At 66.0% G+C, this 694-nt stretch carries 1 protein-coding gene; it reads right to left on the minus strand.

The features are described from left to right. Positions 1-162: 162 nt before the first annotated feature. Positions 163-694: FAD-dependent oxidoreductase (locus AC1DQP_RS21200; protein WP_478052517.1), on the minus strand; the 532-nt coding region annotated here is incomplete at its 5' end.

The following is a 694-nucleotide window of genomic DNA, read 5'->3' on the forward strand; positions in this document are numbered from 1 at the left end:
ATCGGAGCCAAGGCATCGGAGCCAAGGCATCGGAGCCAAGGCATCGGAGCCAAGGCATCGGAGCCAAGGCATCGGAGCCAAGGCATCGGAGCCAAAGCGTCCGGGCCAAAGCGTCCGAGCATGGCTCGGACCTACCGGACCTTCCGGACCTACCGGACCTGCCTAGATATGCAGCGCATGCCCCAACGCACGCAGCGCCGCCTCCTGCACAGCCTCACCCAACGTCGGGTGCGGGTGGATCGTGCCGGCGATATCTTCCAGCGTGGCGCCCATCTCAATCGACTGCACGAAAGCAATCGACAGTTCCGAGACCTGCACGCCCACGGCCTGCCAGCCGAGGATGCGGTGGTCGCTGCTGCGCGCGACAACGCGCACGAAGCCATCGGTGGATTCCAGCGACATCGCACGGCCATTGGCGGCGAACGGGAACAGCGCGACCTTGGTCTCGATGCCCTGTGCCTTGGCTTCGTCCGGTGACAGCCCGACCACCACGATTTCCGGATCGGTGAAGCACACCGCCGGAATCGCGGCCGGCACGAAGTGGCGCTTCTTGCCGCTGACGATCTCGGCCACCAGTTCGCCCTGTGCCATCGCCCGGTGCGCGAGCATCGGCTCACCGGCGACATCGCCGATCGCCCACACGTTGCGCATCGAGGTCTTGCACTGGTCGTCGATCTTGACCGCCTTGCCGGCC

It is taken from the genome of Stenotrophomonas sp. P5_A8 (assembly GCF_056400545.1).